Annotated in this window: 22 protein-coding genes; 9 read left to right on the plus strand and 13 right to left on the minus strand. The window is 70.8% G+C overall.

Features of this window, described 5'->3' with window-relative positions:
* Positions 1–12: 12 nt before the first annotated feature.
* The 4 genes from ACWD4J_RS03975 to ACWD4J_RS03990 all read right to left on the minus strand — a co-directional run bounded on the left by ACWD4J_RS03975 (position 13) and on the right by ACWD4J_RS03990 (position 4,544).
* On the minus strand, positions 13–1,497 hold the full coding sequence (locus ACWD4J_RS03975) for a hypothetical protein (protein WP_451393701.1): 1,485 nt from the start codon (positions 1,495–1,497) through the stop codon (positions 13–15).
* Between the two features lie 654 nt (positions 1,498–2,151).
* Entirely contained in the window at positions 2,152–3,072 is a 921-nt protein-coding gene (locus ACWD4J_RS03980) for an exonuclease domain-containing protein (RefSeq protein WP_451393702.1), read from the minus strand.
* Between the two features lie 420 nt (positions 3,073–3,492).
* A complete protein-coding gene (locus tag ACWD4J_RS03985; protein WP_451393703.1) occupies positions 3,493–3,690 on the minus strand; it encodes a DUF397 domain-containing protein in 198 nt (65 codons plus the stop codon).
* A gap of 8 nt (positions 3,691–3,698) precedes the next feature.
* Positions 3,699–4,544 (minus strand): helix-turn-helix domain-containing protein, encoded by an 846-nt coding sequence (locus ACWD4J_RS03990; RefSeq protein WP_451393704.1) that lies wholly within the window; start codon positions 4,542–4,544, stop codon positions 3,699–3,701.
* 141 nt (positions 4,545–4,685) lie between these two features.
* On the opposite strand from ACWD4J_RS03990, the gene ACWD4J_RS03995 reads away from it, so the two are divergent.
* The gene (locus ACWD4J_RS03995) at positions 4,686–5,105 is read left to right on the plus strand and encodes an ATP-binding protein (protein WP_451393705.1); all 420 of its coding nucleotides are present in this window, start codon (positions 4,686–4,688) and stop codon (positions 5,103–5,105) included.
* A 383-nt stretch (positions 5,106–5,488) separates the two neighbouring features.
* Here the strand turns inward: ACWD4J_RS03995 and ACWD4J_RS04000 are convergent, their stop codons facing one another.
* From ACWD4J_RS04000 to argJ, 5 genes are all read right to left on the minus strand, one after another.
* The gene (locus ACWD4J_RS04000) at positions 5,489–6,706 is read right to left on the minus strand and encodes an MFS transporter (RefSeq protein ID WP_451393706.1); all 1,218 of its coding nucleotides are present in this window, start codon (positions 6,704–6,706) and stop codon (positions 5,489–5,491) included.
* On the minus strand, positions 6,700–7,857 hold the full coding sequence (locus ACWD4J_RS04005) for a GNAT family N-acetyltransferase (RefSeq protein WP_451393707.1): 1,158 nt from the start codon (positions 7,855–7,857) through the stop codon (positions 6,700–6,702). The genes ACWD4J_RS04000 and ACWD4J_RS04005 overlap by 7 nt, the downstream gene beginning before the upstream one ends.
* Positions 7,841–8,152, minus strand: a complete 312-nt coding sequence (locus ACWD4J_RS04010) for a hypothetical protein (protein ID WP_451393708.1) — start codon at positions 8,150–8,152, stop codon at positions 7,841–7,843. Before ACWD4J_RS04010 ends, ACWD4J_RS04005 begins: the two co-directional genes overlap by 17 nt.
* A complete protein-coding gene (locus ACWD4J_RS04015) occupies positions 8,149–9,408 on the minus strand; it encodes an ATP-grasp domain-containing protein (protein WP_451393709.1) in 1,260 nt (419 codons plus the stop codon). The genes ACWD4J_RS04010 and ACWD4J_RS04015 overlap by 4 nt, the downstream gene beginning before the upstream one ends.
* A gap of 71 nt (positions 9,409–9,479) precedes the next feature.
* On the minus strand, positions 9,480–10,646 hold the full coding sequence (argJ, locus tag ACWD4J_RS04020; protein WP_451393710.1) for a bifunctional glutamate N-acetyltransferase/amino-acid acetyltransferase ArgJ: 1,167 nt from the start codon (positions 10,644–10,646) through the stop codon (positions 9,480–9,482).
* Between the two features lie 341 nt (positions 10,647–10,987).
* On the opposite strand from argJ, the gene ACWD4J_RS04025 reads away from it, so the two are divergent.
* From ACWD4J_RS04025 to speB, 3 genes are all read left to right on the plus strand, one after another.
* The gene (locus ACWD4J_RS04025) at positions 10,988–12,709 is read left to right on the plus strand and encodes a thiamine pyrophosphate-binding protein (protein WP_451393711.1); all 1,722 of its coding nucleotides are present in this window, start codon (positions 10,988–10,990) and stop codon (positions 12,707–12,709) included.
* Positions 12,706–14,226 (plus strand): asparagine synthase-related protein, encoded by a 1,521-nt coding sequence (locus ACWD4J_RS04030; protein WP_451394009.1) that lies wholly within the window; start codon positions 12,706–12,708, stop codon positions 14,224–14,226. The genes ACWD4J_RS04025 and ACWD4J_RS04030 overlap by 4 nt, the downstream gene beginning before the upstream one ends.
* A 68-nt stretch (positions 14,227–14,294) precedes the next feature.
* Positions 14,295–15,179 (plus strand): agmatinase, encoded by an 885-nt coding sequence (gene speB / locus ACWD4J_RS04035; protein ID WP_451394010.1) that lies wholly within the window; start codon positions 14,295–14,297, stop codon positions 15,177–15,179.
* A 91-nt stretch (positions 15,180–15,270) separates the two neighbouring features.
* Here the strand turns inward: speB and ACWD4J_RS04040 are convergent, their stop codons facing one another.
* The 3 genes from ACWD4J_RS04040 to ACWD4J_RS04050 all read right to left on the minus strand — a co-directional run bounded on the left by ACWD4J_RS04040 (position 15,271) and on the right by ACWD4J_RS04050 (position 17,297).
* Complete coding sequence (locus ACWD4J_RS04040) at positions 15,271–16,245, minus strand: helix-turn-helix transcriptional regulator (RefSeq protein ID WP_451393712.1); 975 nt, start codon at positions 16,243–16,245, stop codon at positions 15,271–15,273.
* Positions 16,246–16,383: 138 nt separating this feature from the next.
* A complete protein-coding gene (locus tag ACWD4J_RS04045) occupies positions 16,384–16,518 on the minus strand; it encodes a hypothetical protein (protein WP_451393713.1) in 135 nt (44 codons plus the stop codon).
* A 233-nt stretch (positions 16,519–16,751) separates the two neighbouring features.
* Positions 16,752–17,297: a hypothetical protein gene (locus ACWD4J_RS04050; protein ID WP_451393714.1), complete on the minus strand. Its 546-nt coding sequence runs from the start codon at positions 17,295–17,297 to the stop codon at positions 16,752–16,754.
* 285 nt (positions 17,298–17,582) lie between these two features.
* Between ACWD4J_RS04050 and ACWD4J_RS04055 the strand changes: the two genes are divergently transcribed.
* Genes ACWD4J_RS04055 through ACWD4J_RS04070 form a run of 4 tightly spaced genes read left to right on the plus strand, consistent with a single transcriptional unit; the run spans position 17,583 to position 21,780 of the window.
* Positions 17,583–18,632: a zinc-dependent alcohol dehydrogenase gene (locus ACWD4J_RS04055; protein WP_451393715.1), complete on the plus strand. Its 1,050-nt coding sequence runs from the start codon at positions 17,583–17,585 to the stop codon at positions 18,630–18,632.
* A gap of 49 nt (positions 18,633–18,681) precedes the next feature.
* Positions 18,682–19,656, plus strand: coding sequence for a hypothetical protein (locus ACWD4J_RS04060; RefSeq protein ID WP_451393716.1), 975 nt, complete (start codon positions 18,682–18,684; stop codon positions 19,654–19,656).
* Between the two features lie 4 nt (positions 19,657–19,660).
* Entirely contained in the window at positions 19,661–20,884 is a 1,224-nt protein-coding gene (locus tag ACWD4J_RS04065; RefSeq protein WP_451393717.1) for a hypothetical protein, read from the plus strand.
* Positions 20,881–21,780: an EamA family transporter gene (locus ACWD4J_RS04070; RefSeq protein ID WP_451393718.1), complete on the plus strand. Its 900-nt coding sequence runs from the start codon at positions 20,881–20,883 to the stop codon at positions 21,778–21,780. The genes ACWD4J_RS04065 and ACWD4J_RS04070 overlap by 4 nt, the downstream gene beginning before the upstream one ends.
* Before the next feature lie 745 nt (positions 21,781–22,525).
* Here ACWD4J_RS04070 and ACWD4J_RS04075 read toward each other — a convergent pair.
* A complete protein-coding gene (locus tag ACWD4J_RS04075; protein ID WP_451393719.1) occupies positions 22,526–22,972 on the minus strand; it encodes an Lrp/AsnC family transcriptional regulator in 447 nt (148 codons plus the stop codon).
* Between the two features lie 173 nt (positions 22,973–23,145).
* Between ACWD4J_RS04075 and ACWD4J_RS04080 the strand changes: the two genes are divergently transcribed.
* Complete coding sequence (locus ACWD4J_RS04080; protein WP_451393720.1) at positions 23,146–24,744, plus strand: phytoene desaturase family protein; 1,599 nt, start codon at positions 23,146–23,148, stop codon at positions 24,742–24,744.
* Positions 24,745–24,968: the final 224 nt, after the last annotated feature.

A 24,968-nucleotide genomic window follows, 5' to 3' on the forward strand; every position in this document is an offset into this window, starting at 1 on the left:
TGCTCCCTTCCGCTATGAGTGGGAGTCGGGGTGCGTGCTGCCGGGACCACGCATGACCAGTATGCTTTCGCTGTTCATCGTCTCAACGCTAGCGTTGCGTGCTGCCATTCTTTTTGATCCGCCAGGAATTTTCCTCTCAAGCGTTTCGATATGTCGAGCTCCGCGTGACACCAAGAGGTCGCGAACGATAGCGACGGTCGGGACAGGGACGCCACTGATCTTGCGCTCACCAAGTGTCCAGAACATCCAGGCATTGCTCCCTAGATGAGAAGTGATGGCATCCAGCGAGTCGTCCAGATCGCGAACAAAAGCGACCAGCCTAGATTGAGCGTTCCGCGAGTGATCCTTTAGCTGGTCCAGGCATTGTGTGAATGCTGGAGACTTTGCACACAAAGCGTCAGCCCAGACGAGGGAGCCTTTTAGCTTACCTCCTAGGCTAATTGAATCAATCGATCGTGTGTTTTCGAGGAGTTCTTGCCTCATTCCAGGCACATCGCCGGCGTCAATCCACTGCAAGGGGAGGTAACTGTGCTGCCCGTACGTAACAGTTGTAACGTTATCTCCGTAGGGAGGCGACGTCATGAGGATATCTGCAGCCGCGCGCTTTTTCGTCGTTTGAATCCTTCTGGCATCAGCGACTGCGCATGAAATGTTTAGATGAGGATTCTTATCGAGCCCTCGCGAAAGTGCATCGCCCTGGTCTTTGAGTTGTTCGATCTGTGATGCCGAAATCCGCAAGAAGGTGTCGATTGTATCGATTTGCCGAGTCCTGATTTCCTCCGGGCTATAGGAGTGCAGTTTGACTGTAGAGGTACGACTGTTACTAACCAATCTGATAGTCTCGGCCATCGCAACCCAAAACGCTTGCCGAACCGGCTTCTTGCGCTCAGCCTCGATTGCCCTTTTCAGTTTCGACAAGTCAACGGCTACGTCGGCGCGAAACCATTTATCCCTATTGGTGAACTCGACAGCGATTTCTTGACTGACATCTTCCGTTACGCGCAAAGCAATTCTTTGGCGCACTCTGGCCAGAAGCCCCGTGTCATAAACGTGCGACTTAACGGTCGCGAGAAGTACAGCTAGTGGATTGATATCAGTGCCATAGAATGACAGCCCACGACTCGCCGATTCCAGCATCACAGTTCCCGATCCCATGAACGGATCGATAACTGACGAAACGGCTGGATCAACAGCCTGTACGTCCTCCAAGAGGGCCCCCTGCAATTGGGGCACCATCATCGCTGGGTAGGCAAAAATTCCGTGGCCCCCTTCGCGGCGTGAGCGCCCGGAGAAGGACCAAAACTCAGGAGTTGACATGGCCCGTTCCCGCAGCCTGGCAGCCAGCTGCTCCTCAGCATCGGCAAGCTGCCTCTCAGAGGCGTCCGGGCTCTCTCTTGCCTTCGCCCCATCTTGCGCTCGACCTGCACTGCCGTTCGACACCGATGGGCGATCCATCTCACCCTCCATCAGGCTGGGCCCGGTTGCACTGTTGATCAACTTGGCCTTCTCGCCTGCACAGTTACCGTCAACAAGTTCATAGATTGAAGCAGATGACCCGGCGTCACGTCACCAGCACTGCTAGCCAGGCTGGCCGAAAGAGATGGGCTGTTGGCTGATCTTGCGGCCCTGGCGTCTGACATGGTCGAGACGGCTGCGCTGTATAGGAGTTCGGCAACAGATGGCCCCACCAAACGTCGGCCACCGGAAGCCTGCGGCTCACTCCTCTCTGCAGAGCAGCCGAGGCAGGGCCCACGGCGCCACTGCTCAGCCTCTGGCGCCAGCTCCAGTGGGCCCTGGAGTACCCCGCTGCGCTTCATCGTCTGAGGCCTAGCAACGGCAGGCTTGGAACGCACCGTGATTGCGACAGGTGTGCGTCAGTCGCTCTCCGAACGCTGGGGCGAGCCGTGGTAGATCCCTTGTCCCCCCTGAAAGCCATGCAAGAGCCGTGTGCCTAGTCCGTCGGCCCCCCAGGGCCGGGCTTGGGCGCTGATGCTCCCCGGCCGCGACCCAGCAACGGGGCATGGACAGCTCAGCCGTTGTTTCCCGCAGACACCCAACTTCGCGTTGGAGATAAGCCGGTACGTGTCGAAGCTCGCGGGAGCGGAGACGTCGAGGTGGAGAGATCACCAGCCGTTTGGCTGCTTTGCGAGCTCAGCTGTTCAGCCGTTCGAAGAAGTCCGCCTCACCGATGATCTCGATGTCTTTCCCGGCTTCCAACAGTTTCTCAGCCGTCTTCTGCTTGTCGCTCTTTTGCGAGTCAATAGCGAACTGTCGCGGGTCTGGCGTAGCCACCACGAGAATGTTCGTCTTACCGCTGACCTTAGTCACTGGGGTGCCGCCCACATGGGCGAGGGCAGCCTGCGCTTCAGCCCGCTTCATCCTGGTCAGGGTTCCGGTGATGCATACGGTCTTGCCGTAAAAAGCGCCGTTGGGGTCAGCATCCGGGTTCGCACCTGGCAGCGGCGCCGAAGGCTTTCCCTTGCTGTGGGAGCCAGACCAATCGTTGGGAGCTACGGTGCCGTGAACAATGCTCAACCCCTGAAGGAGTTGGTCAAGGGTCGTGGCTTCATGGTGCTGCATGGCAGCGAGCATGATTTGTGCGGCCGCGTCTGCGTCGGCGCCGGCCTGGTGGTGCTCCTTCAGGGGTACCTCAACGTGCCGGGCAACCTCGGGCAGCGCGTACGAAATTAGCCGCCAAGTCTTCCGGGCGACAACGAGGGAGCAGGCGTACCGCAAGGTCGGCCAGGCGCTGCCCTCGGCTGTGCAGGCATCGCGAAGCACCCCCAGGTCAAAGGCCGCATTGTGGGCGACAAGGGTCCTGCCCGCAGTGAACTCCAACATCTGCTGGAGAGCTTCCGCCCAGTTGGGTGCACTCTCGACGTCGGCGGCTCCGATGCGGTGGATGCGAGTGTTGTACGGATCGAAGTGCGCGTGCACAGCAGGCGGACGGATCAGGGTGTACATCCGGTTCGTGATGCGCCCACCTTCAACGGCGGTGAGACCGACTGCACAGGGGCTCCCCCGGTGCGCATTGGCGGTCTCGAAGTCGATGGCAACCCAGGTATCGCTCACAGCATGACCTCCCCTGACATGTGTGGATTCGGTGAGGGTACCGGGTAGGTGGTTGGGTTGATCAACGGGGCTCCCAGCGCCGCGTCAGGCCTACTGGGCTCCGTTCGGGAAGCGCCAAACCCAACCTGTGGACTATCCGTGGACGGAGCCGGGCGGGTTGCTTTCGAGGAGGCGTCTGACCAGCATGTTGTCTGAGAGGCGAAAGGCCCTCCGGAGCCGTGTGCGCAGGTTCGAAACTGGCCCTTCGCGGAGACCATCGTGAAAGAGCCGCTGACCTGTGCCAAACACGAAGGGACTCAGTCCGGCCCTCGGTCGCGACGAGCGAGCCTCTGCTCTGCCTCGCAATGGTCATCCACCGCCGCTATGAAGACTGCATCGATGACCAGGACTCAGCGCAGACAGACCGGAGTAGATCCAGGTTCAGCGCTCGGAGGCATGCCTCACGAAGGCAGCCCACTCCGAGGGGCGGAAGGTGAGTTGGGCGCGGGCGGGGGCCTTCGAGTCGCGGATGTGGACCGTGTCGGGAGTTATGGCGGCTTCCAGGCATTCGCCGCCCTCCGCGCCGCTGTAGCTGCTCTTGAACCAGGCGATCTCGAGTGAGGGTTCGTCAGTGGTCATGATGCTCCCTACAGTTCCTGCATCAGGGCCAGGGACTCGCGCGGGGTGAGAGCCTGCCCACGAATACTTCCGTAGCGCGCGGCCAGGATACGCACTTCCTCGGGGTCCGTGATCAGCTGGCCGACGCCCTGCACCTCCAGGTAGGCGACCTGCTGCTTCCCCTTCGGCGTCAGCAGCACGAACGGTCCGTCCACCCCGGAGTACTCCTCGCCGTCCAGCGGCAGCACTTGCAGGGTGATGTTGCGCAGTCGACCGAACTTCAGCAGGTGCTCCAACTGCCCTTGTCGCACCTTGCGTCCACCGAGCCTGCGTCGCAGCACGGATTCGTCGATGACGGCCGTCACCATGGGCAGCGGCCACCGCGTGAGGATCTCCTGGCGTGCGAGCCGAGAGACCACCCGCTGTTCGATGGTCTCCTCGGACAACAGGGGTTGTCGACCGTTCAGCAGGGTCCGGATGAAGTCTTCCGTCTGCAACAAACCCGGCGGGGCGAGGGTGCTGAAGAAGTTGATCTCAACCGCGCTCGCCTCCAGCCGCGCATAATCCCTGAACCAGGCCGGATGCCTCACCCTCGCCTTCGCCTTGGCCTTCTCCACGTCCTCGATCGTGGCCTTCAAGAGGCTGTCAGCGCCGAGCAGTTCATCCGCCGCCTCCAGGAACTCCCGCTGCGGCGTTCGTCTGCCGCGTTCAAGCGACGAGATCAGGTCCTCGCTGTATCCGAGCCGGTCCCCCAGTTCCTTCTGCGTGAGGCCGGTCCGCTCCCGAAGTAGCTTGACCTGCTTGCCGATCGCCCGGTTCAGGTCGCTGGCCTGCTCACTCTCGTCGTACGGCTCCTGCGACTCCGTCACCGTCATTCCACCACCCGCCCTGACGTCCCACGCCTCACCAGGTCACGGCCGACGCCCCGTACAGGACACCGTCCGTACCGGTACGCGCACCCTGCGTACCGAGAGACTTCCTGGTCAGGGTAGAGCCAGGCGGCCACGCTCGGTGACATGAAGTCAGGAATCTCCAGTCGGCAGTTCACCCAGCTTCTCAGCGCCACGCCTCGCGGCGCCCGCCTTGCTCGGCTGCTGGCTGTGCAGCAGCTCGGCGAGTGGGGGTGGCCGCCCAGCTGCGCGGTGAGCGAGTCCGCGGCGCTGGTCGTCGGCGAGTTGGCGGCGAACGCCGTTGCGCACGGGCGCGTGAAGGGGCGCGGGTTCCGGCTCACGCTCACCGTCGAGGCCTCGGACACGCTCCGTATCGACGTGGCCGACCCACGAGGCGACCGACGGCCCCTGGTCCGTCGTACCGCCAGTCCCACCGACGAGACGGGCCGCGGGCTGCTCATCGTCGACGCGCTGGCTGCCCGGTGGGGCAGCGCGCCATGGCCGCCGTCCGGCAAGGTCGTGTGGGCGGAGATCGGCCTTTCCTGACCTATGAGACTCGTTCTGCCGCTCCCCCAAGACCGAGCCCGGGCGGCCGAAGAGCAGTCCGGAGCCGGCCTGCCGTGGTCGTGCGGGGCGCGAGGAGACGGATCCACCGGACCTCGCGTTCTGGAGGTCGCCGGCGTGGTCGCTCGGGCGGTCGAGGAGCGCGTGACTGGCGCCGACGTCTCGGACGTCATAACTGGCCGTGGCGGGTGAAGCCATGAGGACGATCCCCGAGGTCGCGGCGGCCGTTTCGCGCCACGCAAGGTGGAACGCTTCCTGAGCATCAGTCCCGACAGGATCCGGCTGGAGGCGGATCCCGTTTCTCCGGGGACGGCTTTTGCCCAGGCGGCGGCGCAGGCCGAGGCTCTCGGCGGCGGCTTCGTCTCTCACTGTGGGCTGAGCCGCAGTCCGAGGGTGCGGGTGCGGCCCGCCGCCGTGAGCAGTGCCGCGATGGCCGTGGCGCAGCCGGTCAGCAGCCACCACAGGGCACTCGCCGACCGGTCCAGGGCGGCGGTCACCAGCAGGGGCGTGATCGCGTTGGCCAGACCGATGAACATCTGGTTGAAGCCGAGGTAGGCGCCGCGCCGGCCTTCGGGGGCGAGCGCGGTGAGCAGGAGCAGCACGCCCTGGGAAGAGAGGAGTTCGCCCAGGGTGTAGACGGTCATGGCGGCGACGAGGGCGATGACCGTCAGCGTCGTCGGCAGGCCCGGGACCAGCAGCAGCGTGGCCGGCAGGGCGATGTGCAGCACGGCGCCGACGGCGGCGAGCACGCCGGGCCGCACGTGTTCCACGCGGTGCGACACGGGCAGGTGGAAGAGCGCGAGCAGCACCGTGTTCAGGGCGAACAGCACGCTGACCGTCCACGCAGGGGCCGCTGACTGCCGTACGAGATACACCGGCAGCGCCGCCTCCATGCCGACCGCGATGATCCACAGGCCGGCCCCGGCGGCCACGACGATCCCGAAGGGGCCGTCGCGCCACGGGCGTTCGGAGGTCGGCGCAGCCTTCTTCGGGGGCGGGCGGCGGCCTGCGGGCAGCAGCAGATACAACAGGCAGGCGACGGCGATGCAGGCCGCGTTGCCCGCGCCCGCCCGTTCCAGGACGTCCCGGTCCGCGGAGATCACCGCGCCCGCAACGACGGCGCCGAGCCCGAAACCGGCGTTGAACATGGCCCGGGACAGCGCCAGCCAGCGCCCCGGCGGGCCGTCGCCGGCGAGGGCCGCGGCCAGCACCGGGGTCGCCGCCTGCTCGGCGCGCATCGCGAGCGCGACGGGCAGGCTCAGGGCGACGAACACCGGCAGCGAACCGGCGAGCGGGTACAGGGCGAACGCCGCCGCCCGCACCGCCGTGCTGACGAACAGCACCCGCCCCGGCCCGAATCGGTCGACGAGCACGCCCGTCGCGGGAACCATGGGCAGCGCGAGCAGCGCGGCGACGGTCAGCGCGGAGCCGATCGCGGTGAGCGAGGTGCCCAGGACCGACTGGAAGTACAGCAGCGAGAAGGGGTAGTAGACGCCCATGCCGACCGCGTTGGCGAAGGTCGCGGCGGCGAACACCGGGGCGCCGCGGCCGCTGGGCAGCGCCGCTTTCAGGGAGTTCAGCACGGGGCCTCCTCCAGAGGCAGCAGATACGCGTACTGGGTCTCGGCCGTGCAGCCGCGCGAGCGCTTGGCCTCCTCACTGCCCAGGCCGTAGTGGATGGCCTCGATGCCGAGGCGGGCGGCGGCCTCGACGGGGAAGTAGTAGACGGTCTCGAAGTACAGCGGCAGTTTCTGGCGGTGGGCGTGCTGCTGGTAGGCGTAGTCGAAGCCGCCCTGGCGCGCGTACCAGTGGCCGCGGAAGGACAGCAGCGTGCAGAAGCCGCGGATCTCGCCGTCGGCCTCGGCCAGCACGGTCCGCGCGTTCGCGCCGAACGTGTCCAGCGTCTCGCGCAGCACCTGCTCGGTCTGGGCAGCGGTCCAGGCCACGTCGTACTTGGCCATCAGCTGCGCCTCCAACTCGCCGAGCCGCGGGATGAGTTCGGCGGACAGTGGCGCGAGGCGCAGGGTGACGCCCGCCTCGGCGATCCGGCGCCGGTCGTCGCGCACGCCCCTGCGGCGCCGGGGCGACGGCACGCAGTCCAGGTACGCGTCGAAGCCGCCGGGCTTGACGGTCAGGGAGCTGTAGAGGCCCGAGACATGGCTCAAGTAGCCCCGCTCGTCCAGTACGTGCCGCAGCACCTCGTCGCTCTCCTCGACGAAGGGGTACGCCACCGAACGCGCCCCGCGCGCCCGGGCGTGCTCCTCGGCGCGGGCGACCAGCGCCGTCACCTCCGCGCGGCCGGTCCCCGTCAGGCGGGGGACCCGGCTGCGCCCCATGTGCCGTCCGCCGCACACCAAGGTGGGCAGCAGACGGTCGGCGGGCGGGCCGGAGAGCCGCGCCAGGACCTCACGCGCACCGGGCCGGCCGGCCGCGGCGGACGCCTCCAGGAGCGTGTCGGGGCGGCCGAGCACCCAGGGGGCGGACGTGTCGGCGAGCGCGGTGGCCAGGCCCGCGACCGTGGTGCCGCCGTGCTCCAGGAGGAAGTACCGCATGTCCGCGCGGGCGGTGCGCTCGGCGACCTCCAGCCAGCGCGCCCCGAGGAACAGGTCCTCGGGCCGAAGGAGCGCCGGCCAGGCGTCATGGGGGAGGTCCGCGGCGCGGGTGACTTCCCGCAGGGCGGTGCCGACGGGAGGAGCGGTGTCGACGGCAGGAGCGGTGTCAGGAACGGCGGTCACGGAACGGCCTCCAGGACGAGCCGCCGGGGACGGCTTTGACGGGACGGACGATCTCTGCGAGGACGGCACCGGCCGGTCCGGAGTAGGCGGCGGTCACGAGGACGGCACCGGCCAGTCCGGGGTGGCCGGCGGTCGCGGGGTGAGCGGCGGCCGGGCCCGGCAGGGCCTTGCCCCGTAGCCCTCCGGGCGCCTGATCCGTTTCGTCCGGCCGATGGCGGTTTCGTCGCGGTCTGGCGGCCGGTGGTTCGTCCCCGCGCGGTTCCTCACGCCCCTGGCCGCGCTGGTGGCCGGTCATGGGCCGGTCTCCAGGGACAGTTGGCCGAGGGCCGCGTCGGCGCGGCGGGCCGCCTCCGCCGCGGTGGTGCCGGTGGCGACGACGCTGCCGCACACGTCGACGTTGTCGCGGGCCCGCCGGACCGGTTCGCCGACCACGGCGTGCACCTCCGCCTCCACGACACCGGGGACGCGGCGCGCCACGTCCAGGCCGTGCACGGCCCGCAGCACCCCGTCGTCCAGGGCGGTCAGATAGCGGCTGGCGGCGCCGCCCCGCTCCCGCACCGTGAGGTCGGGGCGGCCCCCGGTGTGCAGGCGGACCAGTTCGCGCGGCAGGTCCACGCCGGTGGCCTCGGCGATGAGGCGGGTGATCCAGGCGCCGGGCATCCGGGCGTTGACCTCGACCAGGCGCGGCCCGTCGGCCGTCATCTTGATCTCCACGTGCGCCGCACCGAAGCCGTGGCCGATGGCGGCCAGGGCGGCCAGCGCCGTGTCCGTGCAGGCGGCCCGCACCGGCTCCGGCAGCGTCGAGGGGAACGTCTCCCCGGTCTCGACGAAGTACGGGTGCGGACCCAGCGCCTTGTCGGTGACGCCGAGCACGGTGTGCGCACCGGCGACGCCGACCGACTCGACGCTCACCTCGAACCCGACGAGGTACTCCTCCACCAGGACGCCCGGCGGGCGCAGGCCCCCTCGGAAGTCCCGGGCGTCCGCCGTGATCGCCTTGAACTGCGCGGCCGCCTCGGCGGGCGTGCGGCACAGGCGGACGCCGATGCCGGCCGCGTCCGTCAGCGGCTTCACCACGCAGGGCAGGCCCAGCGCCTCGGCGGCGGCCACGGCCTCGTCCTCGCTGTGCGCCCAGCGCCAGCCGGGCACCGGCACCCCGGCCGCCGCGCACACCTCACGGGTCAGCCGCTTGTCACGGGCGCGCCGGGCGGCCTCGGGGGCCAGGCCCGGCAGGCCCAGGCGGGCGGCGGCCTCGGCGACGACCGGCACGTTGTAGTCGTTGGTCGAGAACACCCCACGCAGCCGCTCGCCCCGCCCCGCGAGTGCGTCCGTCACGGCGTCGGCGTCCTGCGTGTCCACCGTGACGAACTCGTCGACGCAGGCGCGCAGTTCCGCGGCGTCGGCCGGTGTCCTCATGTACGTACCGGCGTCACGGGTGAGCAACACGGTCCGCAGGCCGAGGGCGCGGGCGGCGCACAACGGGGCGCGGCCGACGGGCGACAGCCAGGTCTCGACGACGGCGAATTCCCCCGACGGGCGTGCAGGGTTCATGACATCGGCCTTTCCGGTGGGGTGTGTTCCGGGGCCGGTGGGCGGCCGGCCCCGGTGGCGCGCCGCGGGCGTCAGGTCGTGTAGTCGGCGTTGAGCTTCACGTAGCCTTCGGTCAGGTCGCAGCCGTAGACGGTGAACTCCGCGTCGCCCAGGCCCAGATCGACGTGGATGACCACCTCGGTGCCGGACAGGTGCGCGGCCGCCGCGTCCAGCAGCTCCTGCGCCGAGTCGCCCGGGTAGAGGGTGACGTCGCCGAAGCGGACGGTGACCGTGTCCGGGGTGATCCGGTCGTCGGCGGGGCCGTCGAGCTTGCCGATCGCCATCACGACCCGGCCCCAGTTGGGGTCGGCGCCGTGCACCGCGGTCTTCACCAGCGGCGAGTTGACGACGACCTTGCCGGCCCGCTTGGCCTGCGCCGCGTCCAGCGCGCCGGTGACCCGGACCTCGATCAGCTTGGAGGCGCCCTCGCCGTCCGAGGCGATGTCCCGTACGAGCGTGAGTGCGCACTGGTACAGCGCCTGCTCGAACTCCTTCAGGTCCACGGGCCCGGCCAGGCCGTTGGCGAAGACGGCCGCGGTGTCGCTGGTGGAGGTGTCGGTGTCGATGCTCAGGGCGTTGAACGTGCGGTCCACGACCCGGCGGAAGACCGCGTCCAGCTCGGCCGCGGGCACCTCCGCGTCGGTGAAGAAGAAGGTCAGCAGGGTCGCCATGTTCGGCTCGATCATGCCGACGCCCTTGGCGATGCCGGTGATCACGGCGTCGCCGACGCGCACCGTGCACTGCTTGGCACGGGTGTCGGTCGTCATGATGGCGGCCGCCGTGCCGCCGAAGTCCGCTGCGGGGAACGGCCGGGGCAGCGCGGCGAGGCCGGTGCGCACCACGTCCATCGGGTAGCGGCGGCCGATCACTCCGGTGGAGGCGATGACCAGCTCCTCGGGGGCGACGCCCGCGGCGGCGGCGACCGTGGACCGCACCTCGACCGCATCCCGCTCACCGGCCGCGCCGGTGGCCACGTTGGCGTTCTTGGAGATGACGACGATGCCGCGACTGCGGCCCGCGGGGGCGTCGGCGCGGCTGAGCAGCACGCTGGGCCCGGCGAACCGGGACCGGGTGAAGACCGCCGCGGACGCGCACGGCACCTCGGAGACGACGGCGGCGAAGTCGTCGCTCGCGTCCTTCAGGCCGAGCCGGGCGGTCACGCCGACGAAGCCCCGCGGCGCCACAGATGGCGTATTCATGTGTCCTCCAGTGCTGCGTGACGGCCCGCCCGGCGGCTGCCCGACGCCCGTACACCGTTGTGCATGAGTATGCATTGATGCGCAAATATATGACGTCTTCGCGGGTGCCGCCACGATCTTCCATGCGCGGGACCGGCCGCGTCCATGCCCGGCGCTGGCCGCCAACTGCCATGTCCCGCACCGGACATGAGCTCCCATGTCCGCCCGCTGACATGGCCCTTTGAGGCCAGGGCGGATCCCTGGACGGCCCCCGGCGGCGGCCGGTTGAGTCGGAGACGCCGGGCGAGGATTCCCGCCCCCCGGCTTCATCGACGCCTCATCGATGCAGAGAGAAGGAACCCATGTCCCGCGTGTCCACCGTCCCCACAGACCAGCCCACGGCCGCCAAGCTGCTCTTGGAGCGCCTGCGGGCGCACGGGGTCGAGAAGGTCTTCGGGGTTGTCGGCCGCGAGGCCGCCTCCATCCTCTTCGACGAGGTCGAGGGCCTCGACTTCGTGCTGACCCGGCACGAGTTCACGGCGGGCGTGATGGCAGACGTCCTCGCCCGTGTCACCGGCCGGCCGCAGGCCTGTTTCGCCACGCTCGGCCCCGGGATGACCAACCTCTCGACGGGTGTGGCCACCTCCGCCCTCGACCGCAGCCCCGTGCTCGCGCTGTGCGCCCAGTCCGAGTCGTACGACATCTTCCCCGGCGACACCCACCAGTGCCTGGACAGCGTCTCGATCATGGGCTCGATGACGAAGTACGCCACCGAGCTGCAGCGCCCCGGCGACATCACCGACATCGTGGACAGCGCGGTCACCGCCGCCACCACCGAACCGGTCGGCCCGAGCTTCATCAGCCTCCCGGTCGACCTGCTCGGCGCCGCCGTGCCGGAGGCCGAGGGCGCCGACGCCCCCGCCCCGACCCGCACCGCCAAACCGACCGCCACCGTCGACGCCGACTGGCGCGACCGGCTCGCTGAGGCCGTCGCCCTGCTGGAGGCCGCCGAGCACCCCGTCCTCGTGGTGGGCGCGTCCGCGATCCGCTCCGGCGCCGTCGACGCCATCCGGGGCCTGGTCGAGCGGCTCTGCATCCCGGTCATCACCACGTACATCGCCAAGGGCGTGCTGCCCCAGGGCCACCCGCTCGCCTACGGTGCCGTCACCGGCTACATGGACGGCATCCTCGACTTCCCCGCCCTGGAGACCCTCTTCGGCCCCAGCGACCTGATCATCACCCTCGGCTACGACTACGCCGAGGACCTGCGCCCCTCCATGTGGGACCGGGGCGGCGAGAAGAAGGTCGTCCGCGTCGCGCCCACCGCCAACCCGGTGCCGCGCGTCTTCCGGCCCGACGTCGACGTCGTCACCGACGTGCTCGCCTTCACCGAGGCACTCGACGAGGCCACCGCCGCCCTCGCACCGAAGACTCCGCACGACATCACCGCGCTGCGCGAGCGGATCGCCGAGTTCCTCTCCGACCCACGCGAGTACGAGGACGGCATGCGCGTCCACCAGGTCATCGACTCCATGAACACGGTCATGGCCGAGATCGCCGAGCCCGGCGAGGGCACCATCGTCAGCGACATCGGCTTCTTCCGGCACTACGGCGTCCTGTTCGCCCGCGCCGATCAGCCCTTCGGCTTCCTCACCTCGGCCGGCTGCAGCAGCTTCGGCTACGGCCTGCCCGCCGCGATGGGCGCCCAGCTCGGCCGCCCCGACCAGCCGGTGTTCCTCATCGCGGGCGACGGCGGCTTCCACTCCAACAGCGCCGACCTGGAGACGATGGCCCGCCTGAACCTGCCGATCGTCACCGTCGTCGTCAACAACGACACCAACGGCCTCATCGAGCTGTACCAGAACCTCGGCCACAACCGCTCGCACGACGACGCCATCAAGTTCAGCTCGGTCGACTTCGTGCAGCTCGCCCAGGCCAACGGCGTGGAGGCGGTCCGCGCCGACGACCGCGCCAGCCTGCTCTCCGCGCTGCGCAAGGGCGCCGAACTGGGCCGCCCGTTCCTCATCGAGACCAAGATCGCCTACGACTTCCAGCCGGGCGGCTTCGGCGCCCTCAGCATCTGATGGCCGCTCACCTGCCTGCCGTCACAGGCTTCCTGATCCGCACGGGGGCGCCGCTCGGCGCGGCCCCCCGGTTCGCGGCGGCCGGGCCGCGGATCCCCGTCGACCTCGCCGCGGGGCGCACCCGGTGGACCGGGCACCTCGTGGCGGGCGGCGCCGCGGACGACGCGCTGGTCACCGAGGGCGGGCTGACCGCCCTCGTCGCGGGCGAGCTGTACAACCGTACGGAACTCGCCGACGCGCTCGGCGACCCGGGCGCCGCCAAGGAGTGCGACGCCCGGCTGCTGCTCGCCCTCTACGGCCGCTACGGCGTCCACGCCTTCCGCCTCCTCAACGGCCGCTTCGCCGCGCTCGTCGCCGACGGCGGCCGGCTCGTCGCCGCCACCGACCACGTGGCGGGCCTGTCCCTGTACGTCACCGGGTACGACGGCGGGTTCACGGTGGCCACGGAGGCGAAGGCGCTGCTCGCGGCCGGTCCCGCCGGGACGCCCCTGGCGGGCCTGCCCGCCGCGCGCGGGCCCGCCGGACTGCACCGCGTCCCCGCCGGGCACGCCGCCGTGCTCGGCGCGGGCGCCCCCCGCCTCGTACGGACCTGGGCGCCGCCCGCGCACCGGCGGATCCTCGGCGAGGACGAGGCCGTCCGCGCCGTGCGCACCGCCCTCGACCGGGCCGTGCGCGCCCGGCTCGGCGACGGCGACGGCGAGGTCACCGCCGTACTCTCCGGCGGCATCGACTCCAGCTCGGTGGCCGCCCTCGCCGCCGGGGCCGGCCGCGCCCCGGCCACGGTGACGATGGGCACCGACACCCGCGACGAGTTCACCGAAGCCGCCCTCGTCGCAAGGCACTTGGGCACCGAGCACACCGAGATCCGGGTCCGCACGGCCGACCTGCTCGCCGAACTGCCCTGGACCGTCTGGGCGTCGGAGTCCACGGATCCGGACGTCGTCGAGTACCTGCTGCCGCTCGCCGCCCTCTACCGCAGGCTGCCCGGCACCGCGCCGCGCCGCATCCTCACCGGATACGGCGCCGACATCCCGCTCGGCGGCATGCACCGGGCCGTGGACCGGCTGCCCGCCCTCGACGACGCCGTCGCCCACGACATGGACACCTTCGACGGCCTCTCCGAGATGGTGCCCGCCCTGTCCGGCGCGGCCGGCCACTGGACCACCCACCCCTACTGGGACCGCGACGTCCTGGACCTGCTCACCTCCCTGGAGGCCGGGCTCAAGCGGCGCCACGGCCGCGACAAGTGGGTGCTGCGCGAGGCCATGGCCGACGCCCTGCCCGCAGCCACCGTCGCCCGCCCCAAGCTGGGCGTCCACGAGGGCTCGGGGGCGACCAGCTCCCTCGACATGCTCCTCGCCGAGCACGGCCTGCCGGCCGGCGCCAAGACCGCCCTCGTGCACCGCCTGTACGACGAACTGGTCGTGGCGGGCCGCCACCCCGACACATACGGGCTCGACGCCGCGCTCGTCGACCTGAGGAGCCCCGACCAAGGACCCGAGAGGAAGGCCCCGTGACCGCAGCCGGACCCGAGGAGCGGATCCAGACCGTCCGCTCGCCCCGCTACGCCCAACTGCCCACCTTCATGCGGCTGCCGTACGTGCCCCAGCCGGCGGGCCGGGACGTCGCCGTCGTCGGCCTCCCCTACGACGGCGGCACCAGCTACCGGCCCGGCGCCCGCTTCGGACCGCGCGCGATCCGCGCCGAGTCCGTCCTCATCCACGGCACCGGCGTCGAACGCGGCCCCGGCACCTTCGACCTGATCGACGTCGTCGACGGCGGCGACCTCGACCTCACCCCGTTCTCCATGGACCTGGCGATGCGGGAGGCCACCGAAGGGCTGACCCGGCTCGCCGCCGACAACAACGCGCTACTGCTGCTCGGCGGCGACCACTCGCTCACCCTCGCCGCGCTGCGCGCCGTGCACGCCCGCCACGGCCGGGTCGCGGTCCTCCACCTCGACGCGCACAGCGACACCTACCCGCCCGTCTACGGTGGCACCTACCATCACGGCACCCCGTTCCTGCACGCCATCGAGGAGGAGCTGATCGACCCGGCGCGCCTGGTCCAGATCGGCATCCGCGGCCACACCCCGGCCCCGGACTCCCTGGAGTACGCCCGCAAGCACGGCGTGACGATCGTGACGGCCGACGAGTACTCCGAGCGCGGCACGGCATCCGTCGCCGCGACGGTACGCGAGCGGATCGGTGACGCGCCGCTGTACGTGTCGGTGGACGTGGACGTACTCGACCCAGCGTTCGCCCCCGGCACCGGCACCCCCGCGCCCGGCGGCCTGCTCTCCCGCGAGGTGCTCGCGCTGCTGCGCACCGTGGGCGACCTGCGCCCGGTCGGCTTCGACGTGATGGAGGTCTGCCCGGCCTTCGACCAGGCCGGCACCACGGCCCTGCTCGCCTCGGAGATCGGTGCGGAACTGCTGTACCAGTACGCCCGGTCGAAGCAGCGGGACTGAAGACGCCGAATGCGGTGGCGTGACGGGCTTTCGGGGGCCTGGGGCGTGTCTGACACATGCCCGCGGCGTCGCGGGCATGTGTCAGATCCCCCTAGATCCAGCCCCGCCGCACCGCCTGCGCCCCCGCCTGGAAGCGGCTGCCCGCGCCCAGGCGGTCGGTCAGCTCGGCGATCCTGCGGCGCACCGTGCGCTGGGAGACGCCGAGCTGGCGGCCGGCCGCCTCGTCGGTCAGGCCCTTGGCCAGCAGCCGCAGCAACTCCCGCTCGCCTGCGGACAGTTCCACGTCGTCCTCCTCGGAAGGGCGCCCGCCGAACGGGGCGGCCGCGTCCCAGTACCGCTCGAACAGGGCGAGCAGCGCGGAGAGGATGCCGTTGCCGGTCACGACGAGCGCCCCGGCGCCGCGGTCGCCGGGGTCCACGGGGAGCAGCGCCGTCTCCCGGTCGAAGACGATCATCGGGAGGGGCAGGACCGGAGTCGTACGGATCTCGGCGCCGGAGTCGGTGAGCCAGCGCACGTACTCGCGCGTGGGCGGATGGTTGCGCACGCTGTCCAGGTACAGGCCGCGCATCAGCACGCCTCGGTCCAGGGCGGACTGGTCGGTGGCCCGGCCCGCCTCCAGCGCGTCGGGGCTGTACGAGCCCGCGTTGAACGCGCTGATCTCGACGGAGCTGCGGCACACCAGCTCCTCGATGCGGGTGCGCACGGCATCGATGCCTTCGAGGCGCTGCACGCCGTTGCCGCCGGGCACCTGCCCGACGGTTGAGTACTCCGACACCAGCCGGGCCAGCGCGACACGGCTGGACTCCAGCTCCTGCCGCCGGCGCGCCAGCCGCTCCTCCTGGTCGGCGAGGAGCGAACCCACTGCCACCTCCGGGCTGATGGGCAGCAGCAGATCGGCGTCCTCCCAGGAACGCCTGATCATCGACATGTCGGTGAGCAGGGAGATCGCGGAGCGGACGGCGGCCTCGTCGGCGGCCAGCTCGTCGACCAGCTCCTGCACGCGTCCGCCGGCCGAGCGGAGAATGCTCCGGTAGACCGTCTCCTCGAACGCACTGAGTCCCAGCACGTGAATCCCCCTGCGACACGATCTTGAGGTGCGAGCGAATGGACTATGGCTCGCGCCGTGCGGGGGAGGCAAGGACGTCTCAGGGAGTGGTCAGGACCAACTGGCGGGTTCCGGCCACTCCCGCGGACCCCGCGGGGGTCACCACTCGGTGACGTCCTGCGTGCCCGTGGCGGCCGGGACGTAGGCCTCGGTGGCGGTGGCGACACCGGTGCCGAGCGCGAGGACGGCGACGGAGACGACGAGGGCGGCGGCGAAGCGGCGGACGGAACGCATGGGATTCCTTCTTTCGAAACGGTGCGGGTGAATTCGCGACGGGCGGTGCCGTGGTTCTGAAGAGATCCTGTCGCCTCACCGGCGGCCAAAAAAGGGGATTCCGTGTCCACAAGTGTCATTGGCCTTCATAGGCCATTCCCGGCCGCGCCCCGCGATGCCCGTACTCGGTCGCACGTACACAGATCCACGTACTCAAACGAACGTACTCAAACGCACGTACTCGGCGAATGCCCTTACGGCAGCCGGAAGTACAGCGGGAGTTCCGGCTCGTCCGCGAAGCGCCGCGGGCTCTCCCTCTCCAACTGCCGCGCGATGAACGCCGACCAGCCCGGCAGCAGCGGCCTGGCCGCCACCGACAGCGCCGTCAGCAGTTCCAGGTGGGCAGCGAGCCGGCCATGTCGCACGGCGGGCCGCACCAGAGGCGCCCGGTCCAGACGCTGCAGGTCGCGCCGGGCCTGCGCAGCCGTCTCCGCGATCACGGACGCCGCCCGGTCGGGCCGGAAGCGGTGCGGCGACAGGTGCAGTCGCAGCTCCGGTACGGCCGTCAGCAGCAGCCGGGCCGCGACCCCGCCGGGCCCGCCGGGGGATGCGCCGCGCAGTTCGGGCATGCCGCGCAGCACCCCGTCCGCCCACTGTTCCAGCTGGTCGATGAGGATCACCTGGATCGTGTCGGCCAGTTCGCGCTCGTCGAGGACGGCCGGCCGGCCGTCCTCCCAGAACAGACAGGCATGAAAACGCAGGGCGTCCGATTCGGCCGCGCTCAGTTCCGTTTCCGCCATACGGACCATCCTGTGGGCCCGCCCGATCCCCGCCACCGCAACCGGGGTGTCAGCAAGCGGAAATGGCCGCAAGAGGACGGCCCGGAAGTATTTCCTTCGCTGTCCTCAACCTGCCAGTTCCGAATCCGGCCGCGCGCTTTTCCCGACGGAACGCGACAGGCCCGCGAGAATCACTGCGGCGCCGTGTGAAAGCGCCCCGATTCACCGGCCCCGGCCGCGCCTGAGCCGCGCCCGGGCGCCCGCTTCCCGGACATTCCCGCACCCCACGACAGGGAGCACCCCGCCATGGCCGAACCCCTGCGCATGAAAGTCGCCGTGCTGAGCGCACCGGGCGCCTGCGGCGTCATCGACAAGCCGCTGCCCCGCATCGCCGAGGACTACGTCCTCGTCAAGGTCGTCACCGCCCCGATGTGCAACGAGCATCTGGCCTACGCGCACTGGGACTTCCGCGACCGCAACCGGCCGGATTCGCTCGGCCACGAGGCGGCGGGCGAGGTCGTCGAGACCGGCCCCGGCAGCGCCTTCCGCCCCGGCGACCGGGTCGTCGTGCTCAGCGGCTATCCCTGCGGCCGGTGCACGATGTGCGCCTCCGGCCGGTACGCGCACTGCGCCGACACCGAGAACCCCCTTGAAGTGTGCGGGAGTGCGTCGGGTGAGTGCGGCTTCGCCCAGTACATGATCAAGCGGGAGCACCTGCTGGTGCCGGTCCCCGACGGCATGTCGTACGACCACGCGAGCATGGCCTGCTGCGGCATGGGCGCCACCTACACCGCCATGGAGAACATGGGCGTGCGCCCCGGCGAGACCGTCCTGGTCACCGGGCTCGGGCAGGTCGGCCTCGGCGCCGTCGTCAACGGCGTGGCACGCGGCGCCCGCATGATCTGCGCGGGACGCACCCCCTACCGCCGCGACCTCGCCCGCGACCTCGGCGCGGAACTCGTCGTCGACCTCGCCGACGGCGATGCCCTGGAACGGGTCCTGGAGCACACCAAGGGCGCCGGCGCCGACCACGTCGTCGACTGCTCGGCCCTCGCCGCCTACCAGCGCTTCGGCCTGGACGCAGTGGGCCGCGGCGGTCATGTCACCTTCCTCGGCGAGTCCGGCGACCTCACCCTGCACATCGACCGCGACCTGATCCAGAAGGGCGTCACCCTCCACGGCAGCCTCGACCTGTATCTGCACCACGCCCCGGGCGTCCTCGACGTGATCGCCCGTTCCGGGCCGCTGATCGACCGGTTCATCACCCACACCTTCCCGCTCGACGCCATCGAGCAGGCCTGGCAGGTCCAGCTCGAGCGGACCTGCGGAAAGATCGTCCTCCATCCGTGGGCCTGAGCCGCCGTCCGTCCCGTTTTCCTCCTCACACCCCAGGAGACAGGCCGCAATGACCGAGACCCACGACCCCAGGACCCCGCTGTACGTCGGCCGCCGCGAGTTCCTCGGCGCCACCGACCTCGTCGTGTCCTTCTACACCACCAAGTGCCAGTTCCAGTGCACCTATTGCGCGCTGCCCACCCGCTCGGCGACCGGCGAGATCAGCGCCCAGCAGATCAACGCGCAGATCGACCACGTCTTCATCGAACGCGCCGACCAGATGGGCGACTTCCGCCAGTTCTCGTTCGGCAACGAGGGCTCTGCGCTGGACGGCCGCCGCTTCCACCCCGCCTCCCTCGACCACCTCCTGCACCGGGCCCGCGCCATGGAGAACCTGGAGGTCCTCTCCATCGAGACCCGGCCCGAGTACGTGCGCCGCGACCGCCTCGAACACATTGCGAGGACCACGCACGCGCCCCGCCTCGACATCACCGTCGGCTTCGAGACGCAGGACGACCACATACGCCAGACCGTGCTGCGTAAGAAGATCTCCCGCCGCGTCATGGAGGACCGGGTCGCCCTCCTCGGCGCCCTCGGCATCCGCCTGACCTCCTACGTCCTGATCAAGCCGGCACCGCGGATGACCGACGAGGAGGGTGTGCGCGAGGCCGTCGCCACCATGGAGTACCTCAAGGAGCTCTGCGGCCGGCACGGCACGGAGCTGATGATCTACCTCACCCCCACCTACATCGCCGAGGGCTCCTACCTCCAGCGCACCACCGAACCCGGCGACTGGACCCCGCCCACCATCCAGGGGATCTTCCAGGTGCTGCTCGCCGGACACCGCATGGGCCTGCCCGTCTACAGCGGCCTGTGGAGCGAGGAACTCGCCGACGAGAACACCGACTTCCGCGGCCGCGAGGGCTACGACCCCGAGCTGCGCCGGGCGATGGTCCGCTTCAACCGCACCCGCGACTTCGCCCACCTCGCCCCCTTCGCCGCCCTGGCCGATGCGCGGTGGCCCGCCCTCGCCGGGGCCCGGTGATCCGGTGCGCGCGTACCGCAACCTCCTCGGGCACCTGGCCGAGACCGCCCCGCGCACCCTCGCCGGGCTGCCCCGCCCCTTCCTCGACGACCAGGCCGCACAGCTGCTGGCCCGCGGCGACATCTACGTACTGGAACAGGTGGACAAGCACGTCCCCGTGGTTTCGGCGCTGCCGCCCGAGGCGCTGGCGCGGGCGGCCGACGCGGCGCTCGACGCCGCGGGCGTGGACGACTTCTGTTTCCTGTACGCGCGTCTGCCCGCCGCCCACCGGACCGCGCCCGCCTGCATCGAGCAGGCGTACCTCCGGCTCGCGCGGCGCGGCAACGCCGCAGGGATCGAGCAGCTCGCCGCCGCCACTGGCGTCGTCCCCAAGCTCGACGAGGCCACCGTCCTACGCGCCTACGACGTCCTGGTGGCGGCGGGCCGTCTCGGCGCGGTCGACTACATCCGCCAACTCTCCGGCGTCCCGGTGCGGTTCACGCCCCGCGCCGCCGCCACGGGCGCCCGCGCACTGCTCGCCCAGGGCCGCCACCGCGCCCTGACCGGCCTCGCGCGGCGGACCGGAGTACGCGTCGAACTGACCGCCGACGAGATCGACGCCGCCGTGCAGGCGGCTCTCGTGGACGACACCCTGCCCGAACTCGCCGAAGCGCTGAGGGAGTTGAGCCAGGCTCCCAGGGCGACCGGCTTCGCCGCCCTGTACGCCCAGCTCTCCGAAGAGGGCCGTCACCCCCACATACCGGCCCTGTTCGACCTGTGCGCCGACGCCGACCGCGGTGTCCTCGACGGACCCCTGTGGGACCGTCTGCTGTCCGTGCCGAACGCCGCCGCCCTCCGGTTCGTCTACGAGGAATGCGCGGACGCCGCCCGGCTGCGCGCGCACGCCGACGCCGCGTACGCCCTCGGGGTGGCCGCGGGCGACCGGGCCCTGGTCCGCCTCGCCTGCGAGCGGGGCGGCGCGCGCCTCGACCCCGCGGGCACCGGGCCGCTCCTGGACGCGGCCCTGGAGTCGGGCGACACCGAGTGGCTCGCGTTCGCCGGGCAGCCCGTGCCGGACACGGACGCGGGCATGCTCCACCGCGCCCGGACCGCGCCGGACGCCCCCGCGGCGGGACGCTGGCTGCTCGCCCTGGCCGAGGAGCGGTACGACGACGCGGTGCGGGCCCTCGCCGAAGTGGGCCCGCACCCGGTCGCCGACGCCTTGCGCGCTGGGGGCACCCCGTCATGACCGTGACGCAGGAACCCGCAACCAGGCGGCCCTCCCGGGCCCGCGGCGCCCTGCTTGCCCTCTTCGCGATGGTGAGCGTGCAGACCGGGGCGGGCGCGTCGAGCCACCTCTTCGACCGGCTCGGCGCGACCGGCAGCGCCTGGCTGCGCCTGTGCTGGGCGGCGCTGGTGCTCTGCCTGCTCACCCGGCCCCGGCTGCGCGGCCGCGGCGCGCGCGACATCGGCGCGGCCCTGCTGCTCGGCGGGGTCAGCGGCCTGCTCACCCTGCTGTACTTCGAGGCGGTGGTGCGGCTGCCGCTCGGCACCGCGACCGCCCTGGAGTTCCTCGGCCCGCTGGCCGTCGCCGTGGCGGGCCTGCGCCGCGCCGTCGACGTGGCCTGGCCGCTCGCCGCCGCCGGGGGCGTGCTCGCCCTGACCCGCCCGTGGAGCGGCGAGGTGAACATGACCGGCGTCGCCTTCGCGCTCGGCGCCGCGGCCGGCTGGGCGGGCTACATCCTGCTGACCCAGCGCGTCGGCGAACGCTTCACCGGCCTGAGCGGCCTCGCCGTCTCCATGGCGGCCGCGTCCGTGGTCACCGCCCCGTTCGCCGACGTCCCGCACGTGCTGCACCGCCTCGACCTGTCCGCGCTGGCCCTGTCGGCGGGTGCGGCGCTGCTGCTGCCGATCCTCCCGTACGCCGCCGAGATGGTCGCCCTGCGCCATCTGCCGACCGCCGCCTTCGGCACGTTGATGAGCCTCGAACCCGCCATCGGCAGCCTGGTCGGCTTCGTCCTCCTCGCCCAGCAGCCGACCTGGTTCCAGGCCCTGGGCACCGCCCTGGTCATGGTGGCGGGCGTGGGCGCGGTCCGCGCGGAGGCCAGGAAACAAGCGCTGGACCACCCCGGACCGGACCTATGAGGAATCGAGTAGGGGGGCCGGGTCGCCCGGCCCTCCTCTCATCTCACGCCACCGGACATGCGGGCCCGCACCCGTTCACCGAGCCGATCCAACCGTTGGCAGGTCGGCTTGAGCATGTGTCTCGTTGATCCCGAGCTTGAGCAGGCGCGCGTGTCCGCGCCGGTCAGGCGCGGTTCGGCGCCACCAGCCCTTACGTGCGGCTCCTGCCGGGGACTTGAACCTGCGGCTGGGGCCGACGATCTACCGATTCAGCGGCACAACCGTCTCAATCTCCAGCTTCCCGTCCCCGACCGGCGGCTTCCCCCGCTCCCATGTCCCGTATCCCCCGCCGGGGGCACATCGCAGACACCAGCGTGATCAAGCCGCTGTGCGACCTTGCGATCACGGAACATCCCTTGGGTCCTGCGCCCTCCCGGGCCATGGCGCGGTGAAGTTTCCCTACATCATCAAGCCCCGGCTGCGCTCCGCTCCGCCGGGCGCGCTTCCCGGCTCCGCTCCGCGCGACGCTCCTGCCTTCGGCCCGCTCCGCGCGGGCTGCGCCGACGCGCGCCCACGCGTGGGTGAGCCGACGGACATGAGTCGATCACCCGTAGAGCGTGGCCACGGTCAGATCAGAGCCTCCGGCGGGGGATCGGCCGGCACCGGGATGGAGGGGCGCCGTTCCCGGCCGCGGGTCCGTAGTGGCATCCGCAGGCTGCTCCCATCCCGCACGCCATCGACCCAGGCGAAGCCGAGCAGACGCGGCTCATGGCGTCCAGGTCGTTCGTACAGTGGCGCGCTCCATCTGGACGCCATGAACCACGCCCCCTCCACGGTGTGTGGGTCGACGGCGTACGGGATGGGAGCGGGGGAAGGTGGTGGGTTGAGCAGCGAGGCTGGGGTGGGTAGGGCGGCTGGCGATGACTCGCTTCGTAACGATCGTTGAGGAGAGCTGGTTCACGTTGGGCAGCGTGGCCAGCTTGTCCTTGAAGAGCCGCTGGTGGGCGTCGAGATCTGCGGTGACCACGCGCAGCAGGTAGTCGGGGGTGCCGAACAGTCGCTCCGCCTGGATCACCTCGGGGATGGCTGCGAGCCCTTGGTCGAAGGCCGCGAGCTGTTCGCGGTCACCGTGGCCCAGGTGGACGAAGACCAGGACCTCGAAGCCCAGGCCGACGGCGGCGGCGTTGAGGGCGGCGTGGTAGCCGCTGATCACGCCGGTGCCTGACCGGCGCGATGCTCAGGGCCGGGGGCGGCGCCTGCAAGCGTTGGACAGCCCGGTGCCTGAGGGGAAGGCTGGATTGGCGAGGGCCGCGCCCTCGTGCTTGCTGGTAGTTGCTCGCTCAGGCGGAGCCTTGGCACCCCACCCCTCACGTCAGAGGAGCGCTGATGACACCTACCTTCGACGCGGTCGTGATCGGGTCCGGCGTGAACGGCTTGGTCGCCGCTGCCCAGCTGGCCAAGGGCGGCTGGTCGGTGGCCCTCATAGAAGGAAGCGACCGGCTGGGCGGCTTCATCGCCACCGAGGAGCGGACACTGCCTGGCTACCTGCACGACACGTACTCCTCGTGGCACCCGCTGTTCGTGTCCGGCGGGGCCTACGCCGCCCTCGGTGAGGACCTGCACCGTCACGGTTTGGAGTATCGCAACACCGACGGACTGATCACGGGCACCGTCACCGACGAAGGGCGCGTGGTCCTGGCCCACCGCGACCCCGCGGCCACCGCCGAGATGTTCGGCCACTCCGAGGACCGAACCGCCTACCTCACCCTGTTGCAGAGGTTCCTCGACAACGCCGACGCACTGGGCGGCATCCTGGGCGGTGAGCCACGCTCGCCCCGTGTGCTCCGGCATGTGGTGAAACTGCTGCGCCGCGAGCGCTTCAGTGGCACCGAGAAGTGGTTGCGGGCCGCCGTGACCAGCGGCCGCTCTTACTGCCGCGGCACCTTCCGCGGCGAGGAGCCTGATGTGCTGTGGATACCCTGGCTGCTGCACGCCGGACTGTCTCCGGACCACGCCTTGGGCGGCCTGATGCTGCCTGTCATGGCCGCGACCCTGCACGGTTTCGGCATGCCCGTGGTGGCGGGTGGCGCCCGGAACTTCGTCCGCGCCTTCGAGGCACTGCTCGGCGAGCTCGGGGTGCACATCTCCACGGGGCAGTCGGCGGAGCGGCTGCTCCTCACGGGCGGCCGGGTCATGGGCGTCGCCACTGATGGCGAAACCATCCGGGCCCGCCACGCCGTCCTGGTCTCGGTAACCCCGACCGCGCTGTACGGCGAGCTTCTGCCGCAGGACGCGCCCGTCCCGCCCGCCATCCGCGACGAGGCCCTGCGCTACCGGTACGGACGCGCTGCGATGCAGCTCCACGTCGCCCTCTCCGCGCCGCTCGGCTGGCGCGATGCGCGCCTGGCCGGCATACCGCTGGTCCATCTCAGCGACGGGTCCGCGAGCACCGCGATCGCGTGCGCGGAGGCCGAGGCGGGGCTGCTGCCGCGCAGGCCCACACTGGTCGTCGGCCAGCAGTATGTCCTGGACCCTTCACGCGTACCGGACGGCGCGGCGGCCTTGTGGATCCAGCTCCAAGAACTGCCCTACAAGCCGACCGGCGACGCGGCGGGCGAACTGGACGCCCACGGCCGCTGGACGAAGGAGCTGACCGCGGGATACGTCCAACGGGTCCTGGCCAGGATCGCGCTTCACGCGCCCGACCTGCCGGAGAAGCTACTCGCCTGGGACGCCGTCACACCGTCGGACCTGATGGCGCACAATCCGAACGCGGTCGACGGCGACCCCTACGGCGGCTCGGCCGAATTCGACCAGGCCCTGCTGTGGCGCCCTCTACCGGGCGCGGCCCGGCACGCCACACCTGTACCCGGCTTGTGGCACATCGGCGCCTCGACCCACCCCGGCCCCGGCCTCGGCGGCGGGTCGGGGCACCTCGTGGCCCAGCACCTCATCCGCGGCAGGCGCCGGAGCAGCCGCGGCTGACACGCGGTGAGGTGGGCATCTGTCCGGTCACCCACGTCGGCGCCCAGCCGGACCGGTCGGCCGTATCGGTCGAGGCATTGAACGGCCGGCTCCAGACCGGACGTCTCGATGCCGCTACGGAGGGTGTGCCTGAGCCGACGCCCATAAACTCTGGCGAGCGATTCGGCCGATGTCGTGCCGTCCCAGACAACATATGACGCGCCGGCACGAAGAGCAGCCAGAGC

This window comes from Streptomyces sp. NPDC002577, from assembly GCF_053594815.1.

What these genes read in the sequence shown, in the direction of transcription:
- ACWD4J_RS03985 (WP_451393703.1), bottom strand. Translation starts at nt 3,690, where the DNA reads ATGACCACTGACGAACCCTCACTCGAGATCGCCTGGTTCAAGAGCAGC.
- ACWD4J_RS03990 (WP_451393704.1), bottom strand. Translation starts at nt 4,544, where the DNA reads ATGACGGTGACGGAGTCGCAGGAGCCGTACGACGAGAGTGAGCAGGCC.
- ACWD4J_RS03995 (WP_451393705.1), top strand. Translation starts at nt 4,686, where the DNA reads ATGAAGTCAGGAATCTCCAGTCGGCAGTTCACCCAGCTTCTCAGCGCC.
- ACWD4J_RS04010 (WP_451393708.1), bottom strand. Translation starts at nt 8,152, where the DNA reads ATGACCGGCCACCAGCGCGGCCAGGGGCGTGAGGAACCGCGCGGGGAC.
- ACWD4J_RS04015 (WP_451393709.1), bottom strand. Translation starts at nt 9,408, where the DNA reads ATGAACCCTGCACGCCCGTCGGGGGAATTCGCCGTCGTCGAGACCTGG.
- argJ (WP_451393710.1), bottom strand. Translation starts at nt 10,646, where the DNA reads ATGAATACGCCATCTGTGGCGCCGCGGGGCTTCGTCGGCGTGACCGCC.
- ACWD4J_RS04025 (WP_451393711.1), top strand. Translation starts at nt 10,988, where the DNA reads ATGTCCCGCGTGTCCACCGTCCCCACAGACCAGCCCACGGCCGCCAAG.
- speB (WP_451394010.1), top strand. Translation starts at nt 14,295, where the DNA reads ATGCGGCTGCCGTACGTGCCCCAGCCGGCGGGCCGGGACGTCGCCGTC.
- ACWD4J_RS04045 (WP_451393713.1), bottom strand. Translation starts at nt 16,518, where the DNA reads ATGCGTTCCGTCCGCCGCTTCGCCGCCGCCCTCGTCGTCTCCGTCGCC.
- ACWD4J_RS04050 (WP_451393714.1), bottom strand. Translation starts at nt 17,297, where the DNA reads ATGGCGGAAACGGAACTGAGCGCGGCCGAATCGGACGCCCTGCGTTTT.
- ACWD4J_RS04055 (WP_451393715.1), top strand. Translation starts at nt 17,583, where the DNA reads ATGGCCGAACCCCTGCGCATGAAAGTCGCCGTGCTGAGCGCACCGGGC.
- ACWD4J_RS04060 (WP_451393716.1), top strand. Translation starts at nt 18,682, where the DNA reads ATGACCGAGACCCACGACCCCAGGACCCCGCTGTACGTCGGCCGCCGC.
- ACWD4J_RS04070 (WP_451393718.1), top strand. Translation starts at nt 20,881, where the DNA reads ATGACCGTGACGCAGGAACCCGCAACCAGGCGGCCCTCCCGGGCCCGC.
- ACWD4J_RS04080 (WP_451393720.1), top strand. Translation starts at nt 23,146, where the DNA reads ATGACACCTACCTTCGACGCGGTCGTGATCGGGTCCGGCGTGAACGGC.